The 14,658-nt window shown below is 39.9% G+C and carries 12 protein-coding genes; 9 read left to right on the top strand and 3 right to left on the bottom strand.

Going from position 1 to position 14,658, the window contains the following annotated elements:
• Positions 1-90: 90 nt before the first annotated feature.
• Together hemH and hemY are read left to right on the top strand one after the other, a co-directional pair.
• Positions 91-1,011 carry a ferrochelatase gene (hemH, locus tag FH508_RS20060; protein WP_173479801.1) on the top strand — a complete coding sequence of 307 codons (921 nt, stop codon included), beginning with the start codon at positions 91-93 and terminating at the stop codon, positions 1,009-1,011.
• 14 nt (positions 1,012-1,025) lie between these two features.
• Complete coding sequence (gene hemY / locus FH508_RS20055; RefSeq protein WP_173479800.1) at positions 1,026-2,456, top strand: protoporphyrinogen oxidase; 1,431 nt, start codon at positions 1,026-1,028, stop codon at positions 2,454-2,456.
• A gap of 115 nt (positions 2,457-2,571) precedes the next feature.
• On the opposite strand, the gene FH508_RS20050 is transcribed toward hemY, so the two are convergent.
• Together FH508_RS20050 and FH508_RS20045 are read right to left on the bottom strand one after the other, a co-directional pair.
• The gene (locus FH508_RS20050; protein WP_228134165.1) at positions 2,572-4,635 is read right to left on the bottom strand and encodes a collagen-like domain-containing protein; all 2,064 of its coding nucleotides are present in this window, start codon (positions 4,633-4,635) and stop codon (positions 2,572-2,574) included.
• Positions 4,636-4,837: 202 nt separating this feature from the next.
• On the bottom strand, positions 4,838-5,923 hold the full coding sequence (locus FH508_RS20045) for a glycosyltransferase family 2 protein (protein ID WP_173479421.1): 1,086 nt from the start codon (positions 5,921-5,923) through the stop codon (positions 4,838-4,840).
• Positions 5,924-6,106: 183 nt separating this feature from the next.
• Here FH508_RS20045 and FH508_RS20040 point away from each other — a divergent pair, with 183 nt between their 5' ends.
• From FH508_RS20040 to FH508_RS20015, 6 genes are all read left to right on the top strand, one after another.
• Positions 6,107-7,069 (top strand): YncE family protein, encoded by a 963-nt coding sequence (locus FH508_RS20040; protein ID WP_173479422.1) that lies wholly within the window; start codon positions 6,107-6,109, stop codon positions 7,067-7,069.
• Positions 7,066-7,749 (top strand): response regulator transcription factor, encoded by a 684-nt coding sequence (locus tag FH508_RS20035; protein WP_173479423.1) that lies wholly within the window; start codon positions 7,066-7,068, stop codon positions 7,747-7,749. The genes FH508_RS20040 and FH508_RS20035 overlap by 4 nt, the downstream gene beginning before the upstream one ends.
• Entirely contained in the window at positions 7,746-9,134 is a 1,389-nt protein-coding gene (locus FH508_RS20030; RefSeq protein ID WP_173479424.1) for a sensor histidine kinase, read from the top strand. The genes FH508_RS20035 and FH508_RS20030 overlap by 4 nt, the downstream gene beginning before the upstream one ends.
• Positions 9,135-9,137: 3 nt before the next feature.
• Positions 9,138-9,623: a FixH family protein gene (locus tag FH508_RS20025; RefSeq protein WP_173479425.1), complete on the top strand. Its 486-nt coding sequence runs from the start codon at positions 9,138-9,140 to the stop codon at positions 9,621-9,623.
• Positions 9,624-9,768: 145 nt separating this feature from the next.
• Positions 9,769-10,338 (top strand): TetR/AcrR family transcriptional regulator, encoded by a 570-nt coding sequence (locus tag FH508_RS20020; protein WP_173479426.1) that lies wholly within the window; start codon positions 9,769-9,771, stop codon positions 10,336-10,338.
• Positions 10,339-10,441: 103 nt separating this feature from the next.
• Positions 10,442-12,628 (top strand): YhgE/Pip domain-containing protein, encoded by a 2,187-nt coding sequence (locus FH508_RS20015; RefSeq protein ID WP_173479427.1) that lies wholly within the window; start codon positions 10,442-10,444, stop codon positions 12,626-12,628.
• A gap of 665 nt (positions 12,629-13,293) precedes the next feature.
• Here FH508_RS20015 and yhfH read toward each other — a convergent pair.
• On the bottom strand, positions 13,294-13,419 hold the full coding sequence (yhfH, locus tag FH508_RS20010; RefSeq protein WP_069514604.1) for a protein YhfH: 126 nt from the start codon (positions 13,417-13,419) through the stop codon (positions 13,294-13,296).
• Positions 13,420-13,561: 142 nt separating this feature from the next.
• Here yhfH and FH508_RS20005 point away from each other — a divergent pair, with 142 nt between their 5' ends.
• Positions 13,562-14,554 (top strand): lipoate--protein ligase, encoded by a 993-nt coding sequence (locus FH508_RS20005; protein ID WP_173479428.1) that lies wholly within the window; start codon positions 13,562-13,564, stop codon positions 14,552-14,554.
• Positions 14,555-14,658: the final 104 nt, after the last annotated feature.

Here is a 14,658-nt window from a genome sequence, read left to right as displayed (position 1 = left end):
CAATTACACTATTTTTGGTGTAATTGTTGTTGACGTACAGAAATCATACAAAAAATATAGTTAAACTATTATTTAGAGGTGAAAAGGTTTATGAAAAAAGTTAAAGGTTTATTAGTAATGGCATATGGTACACCCTATAAAGAAGAAGATATTGAATCCTACTATACACATATTCGTCACGGACGTAGACCATCTGACGAGCATTTAGAAGATTTACGCAGTCGCTATGAGGCAATCGGTGGTTTATCGCCACTGGCAGCTGCAACAGAAGCGCAGGCTGAAGCTTTATGTGCACGTTTAAATGAAGTGCAAGATGAGGTTGAGTACAAACTATTTATCGGCTTAAAGCATATCCATCCATTCATTGAGGATGCTGTTGAGGAAATGGTTGCAGCAGGTATTACGGAAGCAGTTTCTATCGTGTTAGCTCCTCACTTTTCGACTTTCTCTATTAAATCTTATAATGGTCGTGCAGAAGAAACAGCAGGTGATCGCCTGAAAATTACATCTGTTGAATCTTGGTATGATGAGCCGAAGTTTATTGAGTATTGGAAAATTAAAGTGAATGAAGCGTTTGATTCGATGACTGAAGAAGAACGTGAAAAGGCATGTCTAATCGTTTCAGCACACTCACTGCCTGTGAAAATTAAAGAAATGGGCGATCCATACGAAGACCAATTAATTGAAACTGCTCGATTAATTCAAGAAGCTACGGGCGTGAAAAATGTAAAAGTAGGCTGGCAATCAGCTGGTCAAACACCAGAGCCATGGTTTGGTCCAGACGTTCAGGATTTAACACGTGATCTTTATGAGCAAAATGGTTATCGTTCATTTGTTTACACACCAGTAGGCTTTGTAACAGAACATTTAGAGGTACTTTACGATAACGATTATGAATGTAAAGTGGTTTGTGATGAATTAGGTGCTAACTATTATCGCCCAGCAATGCCTAATACACATCCGTTATTTATCGATGCTATGGTAGACGCCATTCATAAAAAATTAAGCTAAGCGAAAAGAAAGTGATGATGTTGGTGACTCAAAAAAGACGAAAGGTAGTTGTTGTTGGCGGCGGCATTACAGGCCTCACAGCTGCGTTCTATATGCAAAAACAAGCGCGTGCAAAAGGATTGCCGTTAGATATCGTACTTGTCGAGTCGTCATTACGTCTTGGCGGGAAAATCCAAACGCTTAGAAAAGATGGCTTTATTATCGAGCGTGGGCCAGAATCCTTTTTCGATCGCGAAAATCATGTCCAGGCACTTGCAAAGGATTTAAATATTGAAGATAAGATGATAACTGGAGATTCGGGTCCAACCTATATAGCTGTTGGCAGTAAATTATATCCGATTCCGAGCAATCTGATGTCTGGAGCAACGCCACATATCTCGTCATTCATTACATCAGGATTATTTTCACTCAGCGGTAAAATTCGTGCAGCGGGAGATTTTGTCCTCCCGCGTTCTGCACGGGATGACGACCAGCCAATAGGTGAGTTTTTTCGAAGAAGATTTGGCGCAGAGGTTGTAGAAAATCTTGTAGAACCTTTACTTGCAGGTACATTCGCAGGGGATATTGAGCAGCTAAGCATGAGATCTACATTCCCGCAGCTCTACGAATTAGAGCAAAAGTATCGCAGCTTGCTTTTCGGTATGAAACAGTCGGGTACAAATTTTTTAAGTTACAATCGGATAGCAAAGGATAAGGGGATTTTTCAAACATTTGAAAATGGCCTTGAAACGCTAATCGAAAAACTAGAAGAATCTCTACTTCCAGGGACAGTTATGAAGGGTGTTAAAGTAGAGCAAATTGACCACAGCAAAGATGGCACTGTGCAGGTCGTATTAAATAATTTTTCGCATATAACAGCTGACGCGGTTATTATTGCAACACCATATAATGTTGCGCAAATGATGTTTAGTAATCACCAACTTTTAACAGAGTTAAATACAATGAAAGCCGCAACAATTGCGACCGTGACGATGGCATTTAAAAAAGAGCAGTTAGGTGACTTAGATGCACTGTCGTTTTTTGTCTCTCGAAATAGTGATTTTTCAATAACATCTTGTACATGGATTAATCGTAAATGGCCTAATACTACTCCTGAGGACTATGTATTATTACGTAGCTATATTGGTCGTGTAGGTGACGAAACGATTGTTGCCCTATCTGATTCAGAGATTGAAAAAACAGTATTACAAGACTTAAAGAATACAATAGGAATAGATGGGGAGCCTGTGACGACGGTTGTTTCTCGTTGGAAAAATGCTATGCCACAATATACTGTAGGACATGAGGCAAAAATTGATCGGGTGAAGGAAGAACTTTATGAACACTTCCCGACAGTCAAACTTGCTGGCAGCTCCTTTGAAGGGATTTCAATTCCTGAATGTGTAGAACAAGGGCGCAAAGTTGCAAATGAAATTTTAAGCGAAATGTTTATACAGGAAGATTAAAAAAAGTAGTACAAAATTTAATTTGTACTACTTTTTTATTTGATTTAAGTTTATCCATAGTGGAATGCATTAATGTATAAAGGTTAAATCTCTTAATTGAATAGATAACTAACAATTAAGAAATTCTGTGGCATGACCATACAATACCACCTGAGTTAGCGCCTCCTAGTGTTAAGGCAAGCGATAAACCATTTGCTTCGTAAAATAAATCTATTTGATCACCAGCAGTTAAATTAACTTCTCCAGCCAATGTTACAGTGCCACTACCAAGAATTGCTCTAATAGTTAATAAGGTTACGGATAAATTTAATATTGGGAATAAACCACTAATTAAATTAGTACTTGTATTTCTACGGATAGCAAATGCAGGGTTAACACCTGCACCTATACCAAGGCTAATGGCAGCTACTGTAGAATAGTTGATAGTTGCCTCAAAAGCATATCTTCCAGTTGTAGGAACTGTAAATATACCCGTTGTTGGATTAAATGCTGGTGTTGTGAAATATGGTGAAGTTACACTCCAATTAGTTAAAGTAGTAGAGGAACTAATAGATAAAGTACTTAGGAAGGCTGAGAAACCTTCTGTAAATGCAGGTCCAGTTGGCCCAGTAGCACCAGTAGGTCCCGTAGGTCCAAGAAGCCCCGTCGCGCCAGTAGGTCCTGTAGGTCCAAGAAGTCCCGTTGCGCCAGTAGGTCCCGTAGGTCCAAGAAGCCCAGTAGCACCAGTAGGTCCTGTAGGTCCAAGAAGTCCCGTTGCGCCAGTAGGTCCCGTAGGTCCAAGAAGCCCAGTCGCGCCAGTAGGTCCCGTAGGTCCAAGAAGCCCAGTTGCGCCAGTAGGTCCCGTAGGTCCTGTAGGTCCAAGAAGCCCAGTCGCGCCAGTAGGTCCCGTAGGTCCAAGAAGCCCAGTCGCGCCAGTAGGTCCTGTAGGTCCAAGAAGTCCCGTTGCGCCAGTAGGTCCTGTAGGTCCAAGAAGCCCAGTCGCGCCAGTAGGTCCCGTAGGTCCAAGAAGCCCAGTCGCGCCAGTAGGTCCCGTAGGTCCAAGAAGCCCAGTTGCGCCAGTAGGTCCCGTAGGTCCAAGAAGCCCAGTCGCGCCAGTAGGTCCTGTAGGTCCAAGAAGTCCCGTTGCGCCAGTAGGTCCTGTAGGTCCAAGAAGCCCAGTCGCGCCAGTAGGTCCCGTAGGTCCAAGAAGCCCAGTCGCGCCAGTAGGTCCCGTAGGTCCGAGAAGCCCCGTTGCGCCAGTAGGTCCCGTAGGTCCAAGAAGCCCAGTCGCGCCGGTAGGTCCCGTAGGTCCAAGTTCGCCAGTGGCACCAGTAGGTCCCGTAGGTCCAAGAAGCCCAGTCGCGCCAGTAGGTCCAGTAGGTCCGAGAAGCCCAGTTGCGCCAGTAGGTCCTGTAGGTCCAAGAAGTCCCGTCGCGCCAGTAGGTCCCGTAGGTCCAAGAAGCCCAGTCGCGCCAGTAGGTCCCGTAGGTCCAAGAAGCCCAGTCGCGCCAGTAGGTCCCGTAGGTCCAAGAAGCCCAGTTGCGCCAGTAGGTCCCGTAGGTCCAAGAAGTCCTGTTGCACCAGTAGGTCCAGTAGGTCCAAGAAGTCCCGTTGCGCCAGTAGGTCCCGTAGGCCCTGTTGGACCAGTAGCTCCCGTCATGCCAGTAGCGCCAGGATCTCCAGTAGGCCCTGTTGGACCAGTAGCCCCTGTCATGCCAGTAGCACCAGGATCCCCAGTAGGCCCTGTAGGCCCAGTAGCTCCCGTTATGCCAGTAGCGCCAGGATCCCCAGTAGGCCCAGTAGGCCCAGTGGCTCCCGTTATGCCAGTAGCACCAGGATCCCCCGTAGGCCCTGTAGGCCCAGTAGCTCCCGTCATGCCAGTAGCGCCAGGATCCCCCGTAGGCCCAGTAGGCCCAGTAGCTCCCGTTATGCCAGTAGCACCAGGATCCCCCGTAGGCCCTGTAGGCCCAGTGGCTCCCGTTATGCCAGTAGCGCCAGGATCTCCCGTAGGCCCTGTTGGACCAGTGGCTCCTGTCACACCAGTAGCACCCGTAGGTCCTGTTGCGCCTGTACAACCAGTAGTTCCTGTTGGTTTAATTGGCCAAATGCAGCTATGATGTTCAGGTATTTTTATACAACCACAGGGGAATGTCCTACATTTACTGCAAACATTATTTAAAAAATAATCTTCAAAGTTCATTTATTCACCTCCTCTCTCAAGTATCCTATTCATAAAAATGATAGAGGAGGTGGACGGTTAACTACTTTTACTGTTTATTTGATAATTTGTAAAACCTATATTATTTATTATTAAATTTATTTACCGAAGGGGGAGGGCGATAAGATTGGTAGATGGAAGGTAACACTTTTACAAGAATTTAAATCCTTTTATAAAAGGTAAATTAAAGTTTATCGTTGTTGTTTTTTAACAAACGATCGAAGTAGCTTTTATTGTGTAAGATTTTTGGATCATTGGGTAAGTAGACACGTGCTAATTCATTATGGGTGTTAGCTAATTCGTATTGTTGTAATCGGTCATAGAGAACGCAAAGTTGTAAATGGGGTAACCAAGTAGTAAAGGTTTTATTTTGGAAAGGGGCATTTGGTTTAGGTTTTATTGTGAGTGCTTGTTCATACCAAAAAATGGCCTCATGATTTTTTGCCTGTTCTATAAAGTGATGACCAAGCCTGCAGCATGCTTCAGGGCGCGGGGTGTCGTATTCGAAGCTTCTTAAAATAGAACTTACGTTATTTTCTTTATCATTTAATTTCGTATAGCAATCAGCTAGTTTAAAACAGGCATTAATATTATCTTCTACCCAGCCTTGTTTAGATGTGAGAAAAAGCTCATAGTAAAATATTGCATCTTCAATTTCATTGTGATCCAGTAATTCATTGGCATAATAAAATGTGTCACGTGGTGATAGAGGTTCCCCTGATTGAAGGAGTTTCTTGTAAATAGTAATATTGCGCTGGTGATCGTGCTGAAGTGGTAAATGGCTTACTGCAACATCACTTTCAATCAGAGTACCACTAACCTCTAAATATTCGTGTACCGCCCCTATCCATCGAAATTGTTTCTCCCTTCTGACTAATCGATTTCTTCTTATAAGAGAGCTAACATTACCTTCGTTATCAAAGCTTAAATGATAATTCATCGAGACGGCATCGATATTAGGAGTTAAAGATTCCTTTAGCACTTTAAATTTTTCTTGATCTTCAGCCATTAAAACATCATCTGCATCTAACCAAAAAATGTAATCGCAAGTTGCTTGTTGAAAGGAAAAATTACGTGCATCGGCAAAATGGTGAATCCACTTAAAATCAAAAATCCGATCTGTAAACTGTTTAACAATTTCCTTTGTCTTGTCAGTGGAGCCTGTGTCCACTATATTTATTTCATCAACTAAATCACTTACTGATTCAAGGCATCTGGCGATAACATCCTCTTCGTTTTTCACAATCATACATAAACTTATCGTTACCATATTGATTCCTCCTTTCAATAATCTTTGTAGTATATGTAAAGTTAGTTTTTTTGCGAGGCAAATGGACCTTTCTTATTACGTTAAAGCACTGTTATCACTTGGGAATTTGTCATAAATTTACCTTTCAAGTTTCACGCAGATTTCACAAATGTAAAGTATAGTTAAAGGGCAGAGGTGATGATTATGAAAAAATGGGCATTCTTCATTTTTTCTTTTATACAAGTTATTTGGTTGGCGGGATGTACCGAGAAATCTTTTGAGCCACTTGACCGTAATCAGAGTTTTATTGCATCGCTCAACATACAAGAGCCTTCACTAGATTTTATTGATGAGCTGGGGAACGTAATTGCAACATGGTCATTCGATAAAGCATATACAGGCGCATTATTACTAGATAATGACCGAATATTATTATATGGGCATCAATTAGATGAAATCGTTGTCTATACACTTTCAACGGGTAAAAAGCTTTATTCCAAAAAAGTAGAGCTAGGTACGACAAATGTGTACTATGATCCAAATGTTAAACAATTTTTTATGACGAATAGTAAGATGAACACAGTGACAAGCTTTGATGTGGAAGGAAATAAGTTGGCATCACAGCAACTTGGTAACTACCCGATGTCGATGGCTACTTACAAAGATAAGCTCTATGTAGTCAATTATAAAGATACGAAATTATCGGTATTATCCATTAAAGATTTAACAATAGAACAGGAATGGCCAATAGGAAAATCATCACATGGCATTGTCATCGTTGAGGAGACAAATGAGCTTTGGGTTGGCGGGCATGGTGAAGGAAGCAAGCCGAATAGTTCAGTAAAGCGATTTGATCTTGGGACGGGTACTGTGCGTGGCAATATAGAAATGCCTTTAATGCCAGTAGGTTTAACAAAGACGAAAGATAAAGTGTTAGTCGTTAGCCACGGTCATAATGAATTATATGTTGTTGATTTTAAAGGAAATGTTTTATGGGAAAAAGAAGTAGGAGCAAATCCATTTGTTGTGAATCAGTTTAAGGACTATATTGTTGTAGCTGGTTATGATGACCATACATTATATTTTATAAAAGATGGTCAAGTACAAAAAACAGTTGATGTTGGCAAAGGTGCATTTCAGCTGTTAGTAAGGGAGGAAGAAAAGTGACAACGGTATTAATTGTTGATGATGAGCAAGATATGCGTAATTTAATCGAGATGATGCTCAATAACTCCAATTTCGAGACCTTTACAGCTGCATGTGGAACTGAGGCGTACGATATTATTGTTCGCGAACAAATTGACTTAGTTTTATTAGATGTGATGATGCCACATGAAGATGGCTTTGCGGTTTGTCAAAGTATTCGAGCAATGTCTAATGTGCCTGTCATTTTCTTAACGGCACGAGATGCTAATGAGGATAAAGTAAAAGGACTAACACTCGGTGGAGATGATTATATCGTTAAACCGTTTACAAATGATGAACTAGTGGCACGAATGCATGCTGTATTGAGAAGAAGTGGTACGAATATAGCAGATTTTGAGCAAAAATTTGTTGTCTTTGGGCCAATTAAATTAGATGAGATTGCACGTAAAGTTTCAGTGGAAGGGAAGGTTATTCCATTAACTTTAAAGGAATTCGAATTATTACACTTATTTATGAAAAATCCAGGAAATGCTTATTCTCGTGAGCAGTTGTTAGAGCGTATTTGGGATATTGATTATTTAGGTGGAACAAGAACGGTTGATACTCATATTAAAACTTTGCGATTAAAGCTTGGAAAGGAAGCGGCAGGGTATATACAAACCGTCTGGGGAGTAGGCTACCGCTTTGATCCAGGCGAATGAAAAAGATTTCTACACGTATTTGGCTTTTGATTTTTGCATTTTTGATAATCACAGTTGTTTTTATGTATGTACTGACTGATTTTTTATATGAACAGCTTTATGTGGAAGATACAGAAAGCAATATGATTGAAATCGGGACAAAGCTACAAACAATGTATACGAGTGGTAAAGTTACAGACGAATTTATTGCTAATATTGAACATTATAATGACTATTCCAATTTAAACATTTTTGCTGTTAGAAATCCTCGTGAACTGAGTGCCTGTGTTCCGTTTGATATTGATTATGAAACATTGATAGGAGCTGATGAACGGCAGCAATTGCTAGAAGGGAAATATGTGCAAAAAATTGGCTATGAACCTCGTTTCGATCGACAGCTTATTTCAGTAGTCCTACCTTTAGTAGATCAAAATAGGCTAGAGGGAATTATTTATATTTACTTCCCATTAGCCAAAATTAGTGAGTTAGCAAGTCAAGAAGTCATTTTTTTATTTTTGAGTGCATTTGTCTTTTTGATAGTGACTAGTTTTTTTGTCTATAAAGGTATTCAACATATTATGCGTCCATTAAGTGACTTACAAACGGCAGTAGAACAAATGTCTTATGGACAATATGCAACACGTGTCCCTGTCAAATCAAGTGATGAGATAGGGAAACTATCAAGCACTTTTAACGATATGGCGGAGGCAATTCAACGAGAGGATGAGGCGCAAAAGACTTTTTTAGCGACTGTCTCTCATGAATTGCGTACACCTATTAGCTATGTAAAAGGTTATAGTGAAGCAATGCAAAACGGTATTATTGCAGAAGAGCAACAAGAGGAAACCATTCAGTTAATCGTGCGTGAAGCAAATCGTATGGAACGTTTAACAAATGAGCTTCTTCAACTTGCTCGTATGGAAAATGAACAAAAGGACATCGCACTCTATCCGATACCACTTGCAGAGACATTACGAGAAGTTCAAAAAATTTTAACGCATCAAGCACAGAAAAAGAATATTACTTTGCACCTTGATGTAGATGATGAATTAATTGTTAAAGCCGATGAAGTGAAGCTAAAGCAAATTTTTATCAACATTATTGAAAATGCTATCAATTACTCCTATGAGCAGTCGAAGGTTGACATTGTAGCAATTGAACACAACGGCAATGCGCTTATCATGATAGAAGATGAGGGGATAGGTATACCGCAGGAAGATTTATCTCATGTCACAGAGCGTTTTTATCGTGTCAATAAAGCGCGCAGTCGAGTAGATGGTGGAAGTGGCCTAGGTCTATCCATTGTTGAACAATTATTAAAACAGTTACAAGGCAAGTTAGAAATTGAAAGTGAAATAGACAAAGGCACAAAAGTAAAAATTTCGATGCCATTAATGGAGGAGTAAAACATGAAGAAGTGGTTATTTACATTGATAGCTGTACCAGCATTATTAGTAGGTTGTGGAGAAAAGGAAGAACCTGCAACATCTTCTGCATTGGAAGAGCCTCAAATGTTGGAGGTGGAAATTTTAACGCCAAAAGAAGTAGCGATAAATGCTCCTATTGAACTTGCTGCACATGTAATTCAAGGTGAAAAAAATATTGATGATGCAATAGTCGAATTTGAAGTGTGGGAATCAGGTAAACGCGATGAAGGACAAATGCTTGAAGGAACATTAGAGAAAGATGGCGTCTATAAAGCCCAAACTACATTTGATCATGATGGTGTTTACTTTATGTTTGCCCATACTACTGCGAATGGTATTCATAATATGCCGAAACAGCAAATTACGGCTGGAACACCTGATATGACACAAGTAATTAAAGAAGATGAAAAAGCTAATATGAACATGTCGGATCACGGTAAAGATTCATCAGAGGATTCAGAGCATTAATAAAATGAAAAAAATATTCAATAAATGCTTGCATTATTTTTAAAATAGGAATATTATAATGACCAGATGACCGAAATGGTTTTCTGGTCATTTTAATTTCTGTGTACAAAAAATGTACATAACTTAACAGGAAAGGATGTCACAAATGGATCGTAGGCAGGAAATTCTTGAAGCAGCTGCAAAATCATTTACGTTGTTTGGCTATAAGGCAACGACGATGGAACAAGTGGCTAAAATTGCTAATGTCGGTAAAGGAACGATTTATACATTCTTTGCAAATAAGGAAATTTTATTTCAAGAGATAGCGATGTCACTTGTACGTGAGATGAAGGCAGAAGCGGATGCAGTGTTGGATGTATCAGCTAGCTTCATGGATAATGCACATAATGCTTTAATGAAAATGCTACAGTTCCGTGAGAAGCATCTTTTATTTGCGAAGTTAATTGAGGAAGAAAAAGAATTACGTACGCCAGCAGTAAAACAAGTATTAATTCGTATTGAGTCTGAAATATTATCGTACGTCGCAACGTTAATTCAAAGACGTATTGATAAAGGTGAGATTCGAGATTGTGATGCAGAGTTAGTAAGTTATCTGTTGCTAAAGGCGTATTTAGCGTTCGTGGTAGATTGGCATGAGCTACATGGCGACATGATTCCTGAAGAAAAGATACTAAATCTTTTCAAGGAAACGATCTTTCGAGGGCTAGTTCTTTAACAAAGAATCTACAAATTTTACGCACTGTGAAGTTTGTGATTTTTTTGCAGAAAAATGACCAATTGACGATTGCGGTCAATTAGTATAGGAGTGAGAGAAAAATATGATTAAAGCTGAATGGCTGAAAATCCTAAAAACAAGAAAAATGCTTGTTTCAATAATTGCCGTCCTATTTATCCCAGTCATGTATGCAGGCATGTTTTTATGGGCGTTTTGGGATCCATACGCAGGCATGTCTAATTTGCCAGTAGCGGTTGTCAATGAAGATAATGGAGCAGAAATGGATGATGTGAAGTTAGACTTAGGAGATACCTTGGTCGATAAACTCGTCGATAGTAAGCAATTTGACTTTATTGAAGTGTCAAAAGAAGAAGCAGAAAAAGGTTTAAATAGTAGAGACTATTACATGATCTTAGAAATACCAGCAAATTTCTCAGAACATGCGACGACTTTACTTGATGACAAACCTTCTAAGTTAGTGATGAACTATATCCCAAATGAAGGGTTGAACTTCCTAGGTGCGCAAATTGGTGAAACAGCAATGGATCGCATACGCGCAGAAGTAAATTCACAAGTTTCTGCTACATATGCAGAAAAATTATTTGATTCTATTGCAACGCTTGGAGATGGCTTTACAGAAGCTGCTGACGGTTCAGTTAAGCTAGATGAAGGAGCACAAAAAGTAGCAAATGGAGCAAAAGATTTAAAAGGGTATTTAGAGCAGTTAGCTTCTAGCACAATCGAGCTTTCTGATGGTACAGATAAAATTACAAAAGGTGCAGGGCAAGCTGCAACAGGTGCCAACGAACTGTCCACTGGTTTAGTTAAATTAGAAAATGGTACAGTTCAATTACAGCAAGGTGCACAGCAGGCAGCTGCAGGCGCAACAAATCTTGAACAAGGCTTATCTCAATACACACAAGGTGTAGCTAAAGTAGAAGCAGGCCTTACAACATTAAATGAAAAACAACAGCAAATCGTTTCAGGTGCGGCATCAGTTGCTGAAAATGCTGGTAAAATAAACAGTTCAGCAAATCAATTATCGAATGGTTCTGCACAAGTAGAAGCAGGTATTACAGCACTATCTGAACAGTTGAAAAGTGCGATTGCATCTATGCCAGAGGAGCAAGCAGCAGCGTTAAAACAAACGTTAGCAGAGCTACAAGCAGGAAGTGCAAGTGTGCATAATGGATTAAATTCTTTAGCATCTGGTGCTGAACAGTTACAAGCTGGTGCAAGCCAAGTAAGTGGTGGTGCATCACAAATTGCAGCTGGTCAAAAAGATGTTTTAACTGGTGCAAATGCATTATCAGCAAAAAGCAATGAATTAGTTAAAGGTGCGCAAAGTCTACAAGCTGGTAATGCGACACTAGCTGATAAACTAGGTGAATTACATGCTGGTGTGAACACAGCTGTTACAGGTTCAAAAACATTAGCTTCAGGATTAAATGATTTAGCTAGTGGTACGACAACATTGAACGAGGGCACATCAACGCTAGCTTCTAAATCTGGTGAGTTAGCTGAAGGGTCTGCAACACTTGCAGATGGTTCGACTGAACTTGCGGACGGTACTGCTACACTATCAGGCAAATTAGGTGAAGCGAGTGAGAAAGCAAACGAAGTACATGCGAATGATGACACGTATGATATGGTAGGTAATCCAGTAGAAGTAGAAAAAGAATCAGTTAACCATGTTCCAAACTATGGTACAGGGTTTGCACCTTACTTTATTTCACTTGGATTATTTGTTGGAGCATTATTAATCTCGATTGTATTCCCACTTGTTGAACCAGCTATTCGTCCGAAAAATGGTGCAACATGGTTTACAAGTAAAGTGACAGTGCTTGCATTTGTCGGTCTTGTTCAAGCTTTATTAACAGTAGCAATTGTAAAATGGGGCTTAGGTCTTGAAGTACAAAATTTAGGTTACTTTGTTCTAACAGCTTTAGTGACAAGCTATGTATTCTTAGCTTTAATTCAAATGTTAGTATCTATTTTCGGTGATCCAGGTCGCTTCGTAGCGATTGTTGTACTGATTTTACAACTTACAACAAGCGCGGGTACATTCCCACTTGAGCTTATTCCAGAACCATTACAAGTGTTCAATAAATTATTGCCAATGACTTATACTGTTCAAGCGTTTAAAGCAAGTATTTCAACAGGCGACATGTCATATTTATGGCAAAACTACGGCGTGTTATTTGGATACTTAATTGTGTTCTTAGCCATTACATTTGGTTATTTCATGCTATTACACACAAGACGTTACTCAAAAGTAGTAGAAGATTAAACAAATTTGTACACCCACCATTTACTTGGTGGGTGTTTTTTAGTGCCAAATTGTTTTAGTGCCTGACACGCAAACAATTAGTCGCCAGCAAAGTATCGGCTCCTAAAACGTAAAAATCCACTTCGCTTTCCGCGGGCACTGTGTAAGCCGCAACCCTCGCTAACGCGCGGCTTGTTGCGTCTTACAACTAGTGTTGTTCCCGCAGGAGTAAACGTGGATTTTTACTAGCAAATGAAATTGTGTGAGAGCCAATTGTATGAGTGCCAATTGTATGAGTGCCTGACACGCAAACAATTAGTCGCCTAGCAAAGTATCGGCTCCTAAAACGTAAAAATCCACTTCGCTTTCCGCGGGCACTGTGTAAGCCGCAACCCTCGCTGACGCGCGGCTTGTTGCGTCTTACAACTAGTGCTGTTCCCGCAGGAGTCAACGTGGATTTTTACTAGCAAATGAAATTGTGTGAGTGCCTGACACCCGTCCTCAGTGGGAAGAGTGTCAGGCACTCATACAATTTACAAAGTAAAACAGCAGCTGATATGAGCGTATCAGCTGCTGTTTTGTGTAAGTGTAAGAGATTTAATTAATGGTTCACCATAAATGTATGATGAGGGGTGTCATTATTAGTTCGTGTGGGGCACGAAATGACTTACAGAATAGGCAAATGCTTATAGGCAGTTACATTTTTCACAAGTGTTGCTGTAGCATTCGCTTTGTTCTTCGATCTTTTCACCGCATTCTGTGCATTGTTTTGCAGGTAAGTTCTTGAAAAATTCAACTACGTTTTCTAACATTGTGGACTCCTCCTTTAAGTTCATCTGTACTATTACTGTTTTATTATTTTCTAGTGTATTATAACAGATGCGTTTCGTCAACACAAAATGCCTAATTTACGTTAAAATAATATATGGATATTTTGTGAAGGAGGAAACGATTATGATTTTCGTTGATAATAAAGGGATCCATGATCCACGCATTAACCTTGCCATTGAGGAGTATTTATTAAAAACAATGGACGTTGAGAAGGAGCCAGTGCTGTTATTTTACATAAATCAGCCATCCATCATTATTGGAAAGAACCAAAATACAATTGAAGAAATTAATACAGATTATGTTGAGGACAATGGTATTATCGTTGTGCGCCGTCTCTCTGGTGGAGGTGCGGTGTATCATGATCTCGGAAACCTAAACTTTAGTTTTATTACAAACGACGATGGCGATAGCTTTATGAATTATAAAAAATTCACTCAGCCAGTTGTAGATGCACTTGCAAAAATGGGCGTGAACGCTGAGCTGTCAGGTCGTAATGATATTTTGGCAGAAGGGCGAAAAGTATCTGGGAACGCACAGTTTTCTACTAAAGGCCGTATGTTTAGTCACGGGACATTAATGTTTGATACAGAAATTGATGCGGTTGTATCTGCGTTGAAAGTAAAGAAAGATAAAATTGAATCAAAAGGCATTAAGTCGATTCGTTCACGCGTAGCCAATATTTCGGAATTTTTAAAGGACAAAATGACGGTGGAAGAATTCCGCCTAGAAATTTTAAAGTCCATTTTCGGTGGTGAAGAAAATATTCGCTATTATGAACTAACTGACGAAGATTGGGCGAATATTCATAAATTATCCGCTGAACGCTATCAAACATGGGAGTGGAATTACGGTAAATCTCCACGCTTTAATATTCAAAAAACACATCGCTTCCCTTCAGGTGGGATTGATATACGTCTAGAGGTAAAAAATGGTGTGATTGAAGAAGCACATATTTTTGGTGATTTCTTTGGTGTGGGCGATATGGCTGATGTAGAACAACGTCTAGTTGGGACAAACTATGACCGTGCTGCTATCGCAAATGCGCTCGTAGATATCAACATTCCAACATACTTTGGTGGCGTATCGACAGAAGAGTTTCTACAATTAATTTATTAACAGTAGATAAAAAAATAGCTGGCAAATGCCTTTCGATAACAAAGATATTTTTAGCCTATACTAAGACGATAGATTGGTTATGCTACTGGAAACATTTTGAGTCG

It is taken from the genome of Lysinibacillus sp. CD3-6 (genome assembly GCF_006351725.2).
Taxonomy (GTDB): Bacteria; Bacillota; Bacilli; order Bacillales_A; family Planococcaceae; genus Lysinibacillus.
Note: the sequence above shows the minus strand (reverse complement) of the source record. Positions and strands in the feature narration are given on the sequence as shown.

Coding starts and splice junctions, on each gene's coding strand:
- hemH (WP_173479801.1), top strand. CDS start 91: ATGAAAAAAGTTAAAGGTTTATTAGTAATGGCATATGGTACACCCTAT.
- hemY (WP_173479800.1), top strand. CDS start 1,026: ATGATGTTGGTGACTCAAAAAAGACGAAAGGTAGTTGTTGTTGGCGGC.
- FH508_RS20050 (WP_228134165.1), bottom strand. CDS start 4,635: ATGAACTTTGAAGATTATTTTTTAAATAATGTTTGCAGTAAATGTAGG.
- FH508_RS20045 (WP_173479421.1), bottom strand. CDS start 5,923: ATGGTAACGATAAGTTTATGTATGATTGTGAAAAACGAAGAGGATGTT.
- FH508_RS20040 (WP_173479422.1), top strand. CDS start 6,107: ATGAAAAAATGGGCATTCTTCATTTTTTCTTTTATACAAGTTATTTGG.
- FH508_RS20030 (WP_173479424.1), top strand. CDS start 7,746: ATGAAAAAGATTTCTACACGTATTTGGCTTTTGATTTTTGCATTTTTG.
- FH508_RS20025 (WP_173479425.1), top strand. CDS start 9,138: ATGAAGAAGTGGTTATTTACATTGATAGCTGTACCAGCATTATTAGTA.
- FH508_RS20020 (WP_173479426.1), top strand. CDS start 9,769: ATGGATCGTAGGCAGGAAATTCTTGAAGCAGCTGCAAAATCATTTACG.
- FH508_RS20015 (WP_173479427.1), top strand. CDS start 10,442: ATGATTAAAGCTGAATGGCTGAAAATCCTAAAAACAAGAAAAATGCTT.
- yhfH (WP_069514604.1), bottom strand. CDS start 13,419: ATGTTAGAAAACGTAGTTGAATTTTTCAAGAACTTACCTGCAAAACAA.
- FH508_RS20005 (WP_173479428.1), top strand. CDS start 13,562: ATGATTTTCGTTGATAATAAAGGGATCCATGATCCACGCATTAACCTT.